The organism is Rickettsia lanei (assembly GCF_056242675.1).
This window is the reverse complement of sequence record NZ_CP172233.1, coordinates 547,939-560,279: the sequence shown is the minus strand read 5'-3', so window position 1 is coordinate 560,279 and position 12,341 is coordinate 547,939. Positions and strand designations below refer to the sequence as shown.

Sequence of the window (12,341 nt, the reverse complement as noted above, 5' to 3'; positions counted from 1 at the left end):
TCGCAATGACGATTCTTTACCTTTCTATTACTTTTTTATTAAACTTCCTATTAACAAACATTGTAAGTATCGGCGCAGAGATAAAAATTGAGGAATAAGTACCGACTATTATCCCAAAAAATACAAGTACGCTAAAACTACGGATTGCCTCACCGCCAAAAAGAATAAGGGCTAAATTGGCAAGTAGCGTGGTAATGACAGTTAAAATAGTTCTTGATAAAGTCTCATTAATACTTAAATTTATAATTTCCGTGATATTTTTTTTATGATATTTACGTAAATTTTCTCTAATCCTATCATATATTACTACCGAATCATTAACGGAATAACCTATAATAGTTAACACTGCAGCAATAGTGCTTAAGTTAAAATCAAGCTTTGTCATACTCATAAACCCAAGAGCGAGTATTACGTCATGCACTAAGGCGATCAGTATACCAAGACCAAAATACCACTCAAAACGCACCCAAATATAAACCATAATCGCTAAGAAAGAGAATAGCATCGCCATAGCCCCCGCTTCTATTAGCTGCCTACCGACTTGCGGACCGACAAAATCTACCTTACGATATTCAAACTTATACGGAAAATTACTTTGCAAAGATCCTTTAATTAACTCAATATTTTTCATGAGATTTTCTTCACTACTACTACTGAATCTAATCGATAAATCACGCTCACTACCGAAATTCTGTAAGACCACCTCACCTATTCCAAGCTTGCCTAGAACCCCACGCATTTTTGGCAAATCAGGAGCTTGATCAAGCCTTACTTCAATAACTATACCGCCGGCAAAATCAATACCGAAATTAAATTTATATATACCGATCCAAATAAAGCTAATGAGTGATAAAATAATTGAAAAAGTGTAACTAACTTTTTTAAAATTCATAAAATCAAAATCGATTTTATTAGGTAAAAGTCTTAAAGGATAAATTTGCATTATTATATATTTTGTTGAATAAGGATTATATTTGTATTATATAGTAAATTCAAAAAGGTTAAATGATTTTTTATGTCAGAAGTAGTAATAAAAGAACAATTAGAGCAATATATAAGCAAAATAGAAAGATTAGAACAAGAAAAAGCTGATTTATCTCAAGAAGTAAAAGATATCTTCCAAGATGCTTCTTCACATGGATTTGATGTTAAAGCTATGAAATCTATATTGAAACTAAAGAAATTGGATAAAGATAAACTTGCCGAGCAGGACGCTATGCTTGAGCTTTATAGAGATACTTTAGGGATTTGAGGCATACGTCATTACGAGGAAATTACGAAGTAATTGACAAAGCCATCTAAGGAGTTTGTTATTATTTCATGAGATTGCCATGCAGCCTACGGCTGCTTGCAATGGCGTATTGAGTATTCACGTAGCAATGCACTCTTTCGCAGTAATGACATAAGAGATACAAATATATTTAAGCTTTTGCTGCCTTAGTTTTAGCAATAGGGATATGTCTCTCTTTAATTCTAGCCGACTTACCGCTTCTATTTCTTAAATAATAAAGTTTAGCACGACGAACTACTCCGTATTTTACTACATCAATAGAGTGTACTATCGGCGAGTAAGTCATAAAGCGTCTTTCGACTCCTTCACCGTGGCTAATTTTACGTACTAAGAAAGATGAAGTAATACCGCGATTTCTTTTTGCGATAACTACACCTTCATAAGCTTGAAATCTTTCCGTTAATTTTTCCTTACCGTCTTTCTCAATCGATCTATCAACAATTTTAACAGTTACCTTAACTGTATCGCCGGCTTCAAAATCAGGAATTTTTTTATTTGCAGTACGCTTTAAAATATTTTCCTGTTCAAAGCGGTCAATAATATTCATTTTTTAACTCCTTAACTCTATAAATCTTTAAGTAACTCCGGACGGCGTAATTTAGTAATCATATGTGATTGCTCTTTTTTCCATTCATTAATTAGCCTGTGGTTACCGGATAACAAAACACTCGGTACAGCTCGATTACGCCAAATTTCAGGTCTTGTATATAGGCTGCATTCAAGCCCGCCCTTAAATTCCCCGTCTTCTTCAAAAGACTCAGAAGATAAGGTATTTTGGTTCATTAAAACACCTGGCAGTAGTCTAATTAAGCAATCGAGAATGGTGAGAGTAGGTATTTCTCCGCCGGATAAAATGTAGTCGCCTACACTAATTTCTTTAACATTATACTCTTCAATTACACGTTCGTCAATCCCTTCGTAACGTCCACATAAGAATATGAGGTTTTTATTTTTTAACATCTCTTTAGCAAAGCTTTGGGTAAAGACTCTACCGCGAGGTGAAGGATAGTACATTTCAGCATTAGGATTTAAAGCAAGAGCATGATCTATGCTACTGCCTAAAACATCAGGACGCATTATAAGCCCGTTACCACCGCCATAAGCCTCATCATCAATATTTTTATGCTTAGTTAAACCGAAATCTCGAATATTAATAACGTCATATGACCAAATATTTTTATTTAGTGCTTGTCCTGCTAAAGAATGTCCTAGAGTTCCAGGAAACATTTCAGGAAAAACGGTTAAGATTGTGGCATGAAGTATAGACATACGTTTAAAATAGTAGACAGTACCAATTAACGCAATAAAATTATAATTTAATTATTTTCCCACCCACCTGTCCTATAATCTTCTTTTCTTTGTTTTTTAGCAGCAGCTGTTGTACCACTCCTAAATGCTTCAGCTTTTTGTTGATATGTTTTATGAGCTTGATCACTTTGAAATTTTTGAAATTCTGCTTTCTTAGCAGCTTCTATATAATGGACTTGTTATTTTCTCTAAGCGTCTCATAGCATCTTTATCTAAACTAATACCTGCTTCTTTTGCTTGCTGCTCTATTTTTAATGCTGTCTTATAACCTGCTGCTGCGTTTTTAGCTATAACTTGCCTCTGCATCAACCCACTTTTCTAGAATCTTTCTTCATTGCATCATTATATGGATTTATCTTATTATTTTTAATATCCTTTATTTGTTTTTCTGCTTTCTTTTTATCAAAAAATCTTCTGGCATAACTTCCCCCAAAATTTAAGTTAAAAATATATCTATAGTTGCATATATTTCAAAAAAAGTTAATAAAGAAAAATAGAGGTATAAGTAATTAAAAATTAACCAATTTGTGTTATAAAAACTTCATCACTTTCTCAGCGATGATTAGCTCTTCGTTTGTCGGCACAGCGAAAACTTTAACCTTACTGCTTTCAGCGCTTATTAGATGCTCATTTTTTTGGTTTTTTGTATCATCTATTTTAATGCCTAGCCATAAAAGTTTTTCAGTAATCATTTCTCGTATTACAGCGGAATTCTGTCCAACACCGGCAGTAAAAATTAGACAATCAACTCCCTCAAGTGCAGCAGTTAGCTTACCTATTTCAAGTACAATGCGATACACAAATAACTCTATAGCAAATTTAGCATCAGGTGAGTTACTGGCAAGCAAAGTACGCATATCGGAGCTTTCACTGGACATACCGAGTAATCCTGATTTCTTATATAGTAACTCAGTTACTGCTTTCGTAGTCATTTGCTCATGATCGATAAGATATAACACTACTCCAGGATCAAGGTTACCTGTCCTTGTACCCATCATAACACCGTCAAGTACGCTAAAGCCCATGGAACTTGTTAAACTAAGACCGTTTTTAATAGCACATAGACTACTACTGCGTCCTAAATGAGCTATAATAGTCTTTGTAGGTAAATCTTCCTTTGTCATTTCGTTAAAACGGCTGCTAACATATTTATATGATAACCCATGAAAACCGTAACGCATTATCCCTTTATCATAATATTTTTTCAGTAAACCGAAAGCTTTTGTAATAGGAGGATTGGTAAAATGAAACGACGTATCAAAACAAGCTATATGTGAGATTTCTTTATATTTTGGAAGAAATAAAGCCAGTACCTGCAAATTATAAGGTTGATGCAAGGGGCTTAGAGGTATTAATGCTCTTAAATCTTCACGAACTTTGTCATTAACAATAACCGGTTTATTAAAAATTTTCTCGCCATGGACAATACGGCAACCGGTTGCAATTAACTTGAGATTTTTTGGTTTTTTCCACCAATCTTCAAAAAGATCAATAATCATTTCAATAGCATCATCTTTAATGTCGGTAGCAGATGCCTGTGTTTTATTTATATGAAATAATATTTTATTATCATTGTTTCTAAAAAAATATTATAAATTTTATCCTTAACTTTTTCATTCTGAATTTCAAAAATAGAAATTTTCAAACTAGATGAGCCAGCATTAGCTATTAAAATAACATTTTTCATTATTTACCTGCTTGGATATGTAGCTTCGCCTTAGTGTGATTATAAATAAATGAAGCAAGTACACAGGAAATAATACGCATATCCATAGGATCGGCTCTACTTGTTAAAATAATAGGCACACGGGCTCCAAGAACGATACGCGCCATAACCGCTTGACCCAAATATTTTCGCTGCTTTGCAAGCATATTGCCTGATTCAAGATCATGTACTACTAATATATCAGCATTTCCTGAAACTGAAGAGCTAATGCCTTTTGCTTCTGCAGCAAATAAAGAAATAGCATTATCAAACGCAAGCGGTCCGTCAACTATAGCATTCGTAATTTGCCCTCTATCTACCATTTGCGATAAAGCAGCAGCATCAAAGGTTGTAGGGATTGCAGAAGTTACCGTCTCAACTACCGATAATACCGCAACTCTAACCTGCTTGTCTTCTCTGATCATATGCATTAAATTAATAGCATTCTGCACTATATCACGCTTATCTTCTAGAGTAGGACGAATATTAATAGCAGCATCGGTAATAATGAACGGTTTTGGAAAGGTAGCAACTGCCATTAAGAAAGCATGGCTTATACGACGTTCAGTACGTAGAGTCCATTCTCCTTATAAACTACCGCAGACATAAGCTTATCAGTATGAAGCGCCCCCTTGGCATAATAGCCGCAACTTCCTTTTTCTTCGCAAGCTCTACGGCTTTTTTTGCTGCTTCGTGGCTATGCTCAACATTAATTACTTGATAATCCTCAAGATCGACATTATTAACTTTTGCTACTGATTCAATTTTATGTTGTGGACCAATCAAGACCGGTTTTATTACATTAAATTGTGCTGCTCTAACTGCACCGAGCAATGATTCTTTATCGATTGGATGAACTACTGCAGTGTTAACAGACTTAAAGCCGTCGGCTCTAAGTAATAGATCGATGAAATGCTTTGCTGCTTCATCACAGTCAGGATCGTTGATTTCTTTTGGAGGAGTATAAGTAGTACCTAATTTCTTAGCTAGAATGGCATCTAAAAAAGTCTCGTTTATTATATGTTGCTGCTTCATAAACCCCTTAATAAATTAATCACTAACTTAATTAGATAGTATATAAGTTAATTAATAAAGGGAAAACTAATTATTGTTTTTAGCGGGCATTTCTTAAATGCTATTAACGCAACAGTGTATATTCGAATTCCGTGTAGGCATTGTTGCGTAGTTCGGACAATACCCTTAATGTCATTCCCGCAGAAACGAGCATCCAGTAAAGCATAAAAAAACTTGTTTTTTATATGCTTATTTTATCAAATATGTAACTTCTGTATCAATATTGAAGTTATTTTTCTGGATTCCTGCTTTCACCGGAATTACATAAGAGCTATATATCAATCATTTAAATAATTTCCAATTTCGTTCTTGCGGTGGAGAATCTTCTCTGCCTTCAGAAAAAAAATCATTAGTAGGATTTGAGCTTAGTTCTGTAAATAGTTCTTCCCAACTTTTTGCGGTTTTAAGCTTTTATCTGATGATAAATACTTGAGTTCTTCAGAACCATTTTTAGTTTGATCGTTCATCAATATGTTTGTTTTTACATATTCTATATACTGTAATTGTTAAAAAAAAACAATTATTAGTTATTCTACTTCATATTTCTTAAATGATCTTCTAATTTTCTTAGCTTTCTACCCTCGTTTACTATAGGCTTTACATAGGTTTGCATTTTGGCATTTTCTCTATATTTATTAATCTTATCGATCTGAGCATTGACTTCATCGGTAATGGCTTGCTTTCTATCCTCTATTTTATTTAATACTTCAGTACTATATTCATAATTTTTAACATCAGCATTAAAGTTATTAAGCTCTTCCGTAATCTTTTGGTCTATTTCAGCTCCCTCGGCGGTATCTTTAACTTTTTGTGCTATTAATGCCGGCATTTCTTCGATCTTGATATCATCTCTTTTGAAATGATCTTTAAGCTCTTTATAAGTTTGCTCTAAATTTTCCTGGGCTTTCTCGTACATAATATCATAATGCTCTTGGCGACGAATATATCGATCTCCATCTATAAATTCTGCATGTTTTCTATGAGCGTTATCTATCATATCGCGCATCTGAGAATCAGTAGCTTTCTCACGCATAAATCTGTCGCCCATCATTACCGGTTCACCTTCCTCAAATAACCTACCATGCACCTCATGAATAAGCTTTCTTTGAGCTAATTCTTGATAATATTCCACATCACTATGTCTACCTGCTTTTTCTAGTCTTGCTAGATATTCCGGTGATAATATATCTGCTTGAGCAGCTAGCGCCTCCTTATTAATATGCATTTGGAGCTCTTCATGTTCTCGTGCTTTTTCATCATCTTTTAATTTTTCGCTATAAGTTCTAAGCCTTGGATCGTTATATTCAAAATCATGCCATTCGGCACTGGTTAGATTACCCTCATAAGCATCACGTAAATCTTTACCGACTATTGCAGTTAAAGCTCCTCTTTTTATTCCTGTATAACCTGCATATATTTTTTCGCCTATACCTACACGCTTTGCTTCTTTTAATTTACGTTTTGTATCAACACAATGCTCTATCTCTTGCCAACTTCTAAGCAATCCTATATTCTTACCGAACAGACCAACACCTCGCCCGGACATTTCTTGGTGAGCATTTTTATAAGCATCTTGATAATCTCTAGTAAAGTTTGCATCGCTAGCGAGTTCACGTAAGTTAGCATCTTTTAATGACTTATCAAGCTCAGCTTTTTGTTCTTTACTTAAAGCAGCGTAATCTTTCACTCCATATTTATTTGCAGCAATTTTATCTCGAAGCTGAGTAAACTTCATGTGCGATAGTTCTTTTGCTTTTAATTGATTCCCCTTAGGTAAATTCTTTAATAATCCTGCAATACCGTTTTCATAATCCGTAATAGCATTCATTTTTACATCTTTAGAATCTATACCGTATTTTCTCTTAACCTCATTTTGTACGGTTTTATTTGCTGAAGAACCGAGAGCTTGCTTTTCAAGCCTTCCCATCATCATATTTTCAAATTTCTCGGCACAAAACATACGAACTTGCTCTTTCCCTGCACTTACACGGCTAGTTACAGGTGCACTTACCGTCTTAGTCACATAATTTAGCGGTCTATTCATTTGTTTCGCTGCAGATTCATAAGATTGCTGATTAACTTTTTGTATGTCTGTTAAATTACCTGAAGTACCGGCAATAAATTGTGCCGTCGATATAGCAGTATCGTTAAATTTACTTAGCAAATAAATAGACACAAAAATTAGTAATATCCCGTCAAGTTGGACAAATTTCCCATTTATAAAATTACTAATTCTTTTTGCATCTTTAACTAAATCTAAAAACGGTAATTCAATATAGCGTTCATCTATACACTCATACGCAGCACAATGCTTACATTTATCAGGGTCATTCTTACAAGAATCATCTACTATTATATGATCTTTAGGAACTAATATATTTGCTTTGTGGAAATTATTTATACCGCCTTTCATCGGTACTGGGAACCACCAATAAAATATTGAATGACCCAGGCTTGGATCTATATCCTCAAGGAAGCTACCAAATATTTCATTTATCGGACCTAAATTAGGAAAATCATGTTTACATACTGCAAAACCAAGCGTTGAATATATTTCAGTTCTGATGATCATTGAAATAAAAGCGATACCGGTAAATAAAATTATAGGCTGTAATGCATATGATATTAATTGTCTTAACCAATTCTCAAATAACGAACGAGTTATATTAAACAACATGAAACAAATAAATATCGGTCCCATAATTATAATCATACCGATAGTTATAAGAGCGGTTAGATAGATAATAGTGGCTTTAAATATAAGAAAGAAAATAAAATATAAGGCTATTAAATATAGAATGATATATATAAAACCAAGCCAATCAACAAATAGTAAAGAAAATAATTTAGATAAAGTTTGAGGAGAAATAAGTAACCCAAGCAAGCTTTGAGAACCGGGACCGGTAGCCGAAGCTTCATTAATTATTTGCAGTATTTGCTGAACCCCATCAATAAAAAATACGAATAAATAATCATGAAAAAATGTCCAAGCTTTATCAGTACTTAATAATATTGAGACTATACTAACTTTTAATATTCTAACTATAAGTTCGACATGAGTAAGGTTTATATTACCTATTAAAAAGGAAAAGCCTGTAAACATTATATATAGAGTTAAAATAGCCGAGACACTCATCCTATAACCCGACGTATCAATTATTTGTTGATAAGTTTTCTTTATAATCCCATCCTTACCAAATAATACTCCTTTTATTAAATCCGTTAAAAATTGTAGCGGATCGGGTCTAGTATCAGTAACTCCGGACTTTATTACTAATCTATATTGCCCGCTATTATCATTATAAAATTTATCTATAATCTTAAAATAAAGAGGAGATTGAGCATATTTTGACTTATCTTCACCTTTATATTGATAATTTATACCGCCGGCTTCCAAGAATTGTCCTGTACTACTAGTACTATAAAATTCATAGCCCGAAGTAAGCTCCTCTCCTAAATGCTGAGTTATACCTTGCGGTTTACTCTGTGAGTCCGGTGAAATATTGGGATCGGTATTTTTAGCGGCAATAAGAAAATAAAGCCCGACACCGTTTGTCATTATACATGGAGCATTACTAATCATTGCATCATTTTTATTTGCAGGATTAGGAGTACACATATCAAGTCTAGTATTATCCCAAAAAGTACACGGTTGTAGCTTAACGCAAAAAGCAGCCAAAGTAGTTGTGTTATTTTTTTGACCATACCATGGACACCATGCAGATAACTGACCTGAAGTATTTTTATCGCCAAGTATATAACTCCACGGTCTTACCATAATGGTTAAAGGATAGCCGTTTACTTTATAAGCACTATCACGCCATGGTGCTACCTGATTACCTTCCTGTCTTGAAGTAATTTCTTCCGGATCATATCTAGCAGAGACATTGAATTTGATAAAACCGAAATCATCAGGGTCAATACAAGTATCGCCGGTACAACCGGAAAGCAGCAATAGCGATATTAATAATGTAATAAAAATATTTTTGTTCATTTATTATGTGTTATTTCCATATGTCTTAATTTCAATGTCATTGCGCGCGACCATAGGGAGCGTGGCAATCTCATGCAGCAGTACTAAATTCCTGAGATTGCTTTGTCAATTGCTATGCAATTTCCTCACAATGACGGTAAAAATATTTACAATTATTCTTTCTGCTCTCCTTCCTCTTTCTTCACATCATTACGCTCAGCAAGAAATTTATTTGTAAATTCACCACCTACTTCCGGTTTTCTAGCTTTATAATTTTGATCAATTATCTTGTCTTTGAAAACTCTAGCCGGAGCCATTGCAGCCTTTTTAATCGGTTTTGTTACTGAATCTATATCCTGCATAACGGCTCCCACAGGATCAGAACGTTCTTGATAATTTCCTAATATTCGTGCCGGTGTAACATTTGTAAGCATTCCAACTACTATATTTACAAAAGTTACTAAACTATATGACATCAAGCAATATGAATAAAATAATAAAGCCGTAGTAAATAATACTAAGAAAGTATTAGCATTGTTCGTTAGAATATTCGAGCTACTAATTTCTGGAACATCCGGTACATAGAAAGGTATTCCGGGTAAGAACGGTAATGTAAAAGAGAAATGAATCGGAATACCAAGATTTGTTAAATCAAGCCCTATTTTTATTGGTATAAGAGTATCCCAACAGGCTCTAACTACCACTTTTAAAAGCTGCTCAGATAAAACCTGATCTATCAATAAAAAGAAAATCAATAATATTGTCGGCTGCACTACATAGCTAAGCAATGTCGATATCCAATTATCAAATAAACTTTTAGTTTTTTCAAATAACATTAATATTATAAAAAACGGTGCCAATGAAATCATAACAGTTACCCCTATGAATGCAATAACATAACCTATTATAACTTCTAAAATAGCTCTAAAATAAGTAATAAGTGAATAAATGGTTATAATAGCGATAAATGCTAAACCATTATGTATTTGTAATAATTCAATAAATAGTAATCCCCAAATCCTACCGTTAGTATATTTATCAAATATAGGATCAATAAAACCAAAAATATTAGATCTAGAGCTTGTAGCACCTACTACATTAGTTACAAAGAAATCAATACCGTCAGTAAATACACTAAAGAAGTATGTATTAAAGAAGCTCCAACTTTCTTCTCTAATTAAAAAAGCTACTATAGCTATTTTGCATATACGTGTTATTACTTCTACAGCAGTTAATTTTAATGCTCCTGTAACGAACATTAGCCCAAATATAGTAACATAAAGGGTTAATGCAGTTTTAGCTAAATTCTGCACTGCAGAATTTTTAACTAACTTAATATAAAAGTTTTGACTAAAAGTTCTAAACTGATCGGTAATAGGTTTAATAGCACCGTTATATATTATATCAGAAAACCAAGTTGTACCGGTATAATTAGCATAATTTACACTAACTACCCCTTGTATATTACTATTAGGATTTACCACCCTTAACCATAAATATCCATCTTGCGGGGCATCAGTCGCAAAGTTATAATCTACCGGCGTACCACGAACAGATGGATCAGGTAATGTACCATCAGACGTTATTAAATATTCTAACTTTATATTTTGTTGATCATCAGGATTAATTGAATTTGCCCCATTACCTATTTCAACAATCATCGAATAACAACCAAAATATAAAAAATTAGCTGACCAATCATTCTTATTTATATAATCTACAAAACTAGCATAATTTGAAAAATTTCGGCTCCACTCACTCATTAAAACTGAATTACTAAACATGTTACTAACTTGCCAATCGCTAGTAAAATCCATAGTACCACCGCTAGTGGCTTGATAATATATAAAGCTACTTTGAGTACTGCCTGAATTTACAAAACTCTGATCTCGTCCCTTAATAACCTGCCCGCCTACTTTAATTATCATCCCTCTACCTTGATCGTAATAGCAAACAGGGCTAGTATTTATATCGGCATTAGCAGGACAAGCCTTAATTAAGCCCATGAAATACTGTACCGCTGCCGTTATCATAGGCTTACCGACTATTACTCCATTATCGATATGTTTATACTTTGTAGCAGTACCCGTGCCGCTACATACAATTTTTCTTTCCTTATCTATCATATTACACACCTGCTCTGCAGAAGAGTAAATTATTCTATTATCAAAATCTCCAAGGTTACTTTGAGTATAAAGTGCAGAAGCAGCGAATATCGAGCTATCAAGTTCCTGTGTTAAAATATTATCTACGGTATTAGGAAGTTTTAGAGTATTAGGGCTAAAAAAATTATCTTTACCAACTAAACTAATATTTACTACATCGCCGGCCTTAACTTCAATTCTCGAATTACCGTTAGAATAGTTAAAATATTTAACAAAATCAGACATTTTAGTAAATGAAAGTGCATCAAGGTCTTTATCAGGCGGTATAGTCCCCGGTGTTTCACTGTTATTGTCTGTAACAAAACGAGGAAACCCTAAAGCTTCAAATTGTAATTTAGAATAATTATAAGTTTTAATGAAAACTTGCGGCATACTAAACCTTGGATCAATTCTATATAATACTAGATATTTTCTAGGTTCAGGAGTAATACCTGAAGTAGACCAATTTATTTTTAACAATTTACCTTTCTGAACAGTATGACCTGTTGATTGCCAAATTCCGGCTGTAGATAAATTAATTCCTATATTACCCTCTTGAAAACTTGTAAATTCAGGCACTTCTAAACAACCGAATAAGCTTTTTAACCCACCAAAACTGGTTGACATCCATGAAAAAGCATCATCGGCTTTAGCTGGCATCGCTATAAACAAAACTAATAAAACTAAACTCTTAAGAATTTTCATAATTTTAAATTGTTATCCAATACGTCATACCGTGGCTTGTCCATAGTATTAAATAGTAAATCCGTCATTGCGAGCAGCTGTATGGCTGCGCGGCAATCTCATGAAATAACTCCTGAGATTGCTTTGTCAATGATTTCATAA

7 protein-coding genes and 2 pseudogenes are annotated in these 12,341 nt (G+C 33.6%); 1 reads left to right on the top strand and 8 read right to left on the bottom strand.

Features of this window, described 5'->3' with window-relative positions:
* Positions 1–16: 16 nt before the first annotated feature.
* On the bottom strand, positions 17–943 hold the full coding sequence (secF, locus tag ACHBLB_RS03260) for a protein translocase subunit SecF (protein WP_475842594.1): 927 nt from the start codon (positions 941–943) through the stop codon (positions 17–19).
* Between the two features lie 72 nt (positions 944–1,015).
* Here secF and ACHBLB_RS03255 point away from each other — a divergent pair, with 72 nt between their 5' ends.
* Positions 1,016–1,252 (top strand): DUF2312 domain-containing protein, encoded by a 237-nt coding sequence (locus ACHBLB_RS03255; RefSeq protein WP_012150371.1) that lies wholly within the window; start codon positions 1,016–1,018, stop codon positions 1,250–1,252.
* Positions 1,253–1,421: 169 nt separating this feature from the next.
* Here ACHBLB_RS03255 and rplS read toward each other — a convergent pair whose 3' ends face one another.
* From rplS to ACHBLB_RS03220, 7 genes and pseudogenes are all read right to left on the bottom strand, one after another.
* Positions 1,422–1,838, bottom strand: coding sequence for a 50S ribosomal protein L19 (rplS, locus tag ACHBLB_RS03250; protein WP_475842591.1), 417 nt, complete (start codon positions 1,836–1,838; stop codon positions 1,422–1,424).
* 17 nt (positions 1,839–1,855) lie between these two features.
* Complete coding sequence (gene trmD, locus ACHBLB_RS03245; RefSeq protein ID WP_475842589.1) at positions 1,856–2,560, bottom strand: tRNA (guanosine(37)-N1)-methyltransferase TrmD; 705 nt, start codon at positions 2,558–2,560, stop codon at positions 1,856–1,858.
* A gap of 192 nt (positions 2,561–2,752) precedes the next feature.
* Positions 2,753–2,905 carry a hypothetical protein gene (locus ACHBLB_RS03240; protein ID WP_187145804.1) on the bottom strand — a complete coding sequence of 51 codons (153 nt, stop codon included), beginning with the start codon at positions 2,903–2,905 and terminating at the stop codon, positions 2,753–2,755.
* A 224-nt stretch (positions 2,906–3,129) separates the two neighbouring features.
* Positions 3,130–4,286 (bottom strand): annotated as a pseudogene (locus ACHBLB_RS03235) (acetate/propionate family kinase).
* A pseudogene (locus ACHBLB_RS03230) lies at positions 4,286–5,339 on the bottom strand (phosphate acetyltransferase). Before ACHBLB_RS03230 ends, ACHBLB_RS03235 begins: the two co-directional pseudogenes overlap by 1 nt.
* A 571-nt stretch (positions 5,340–5,910) precedes the next feature.
* Entirely contained in the window at positions 5,911–9,372 is a 3,462-nt protein-coding gene (locus tag ACHBLB_RS03225) for a TrbL/VirB6 family protein (protein WP_475842587.1), read from the bottom strand.
* Positions 9,373–9,524: 152 nt separating this feature from the next.
* Positions 9,525–12,200 (bottom strand): TrbL/VirB6 family protein, encoded by a 2,676-nt coding sequence (locus ACHBLB_RS03220; RefSeq protein ID WP_475842585.1) that lies wholly within the window; start codon positions 12,198–12,200, stop codon positions 9,525–9,527.
* Positions 12,201–12,341 lie beyond the last annotated feature (141 nt).

Excerpts from the sequence above, each read along its gene's own strand:
- secF (WP_475842594.1), bottom strand. The coding sequence starts at position 943 with ATGCAAATTTATCCTTTAAGACTTTTACCTAATAAAATCGATTTTGAT.
- ACHBLB_RS03255 (WP_012150371.1), top strand. The coding sequence starts at position 1,016 with ATGTCAGAAGTAGTAATAAAAGAACAATTAGAGCAATATATAAGCAAA.
- rplS (WP_475842591.1), bottom strand. The coding sequence starts at position 1,838 with ATGAATATTATTGACCGCTTTGAACAGGAAAATATTTTAAAGCGTACT.
- trmD (WP_475842589.1), bottom strand. The coding sequence starts at position 2,560 with ATGTCTATACTTCATGCCACAATCTTAACCGTTTTTCCTGAAATGTTT.
- ACHBLB_RS03240 (WP_187145804.1), bottom strand. The coding sequence starts at position 2,905 with ATGCAGAGGCAAGTTATAGCTAAAAACGCAGCAGCAGGTTATAAGACA.
- ACHBLB_RS03225 (WP_475842587.1), bottom strand. The coding sequence starts at position 9,372 with ATGAACAAAAATATTTTTATTACATTATTAATATCGCTATTGCTGCTT.
- ACHBLB_RS03220 (WP_475842585.1), bottom strand. The coding sequence starts at position 12,200 with ATGAAAATTCTTAAGAGTTTAGTTTTATTAGTTTTGTTTATAGCGATG.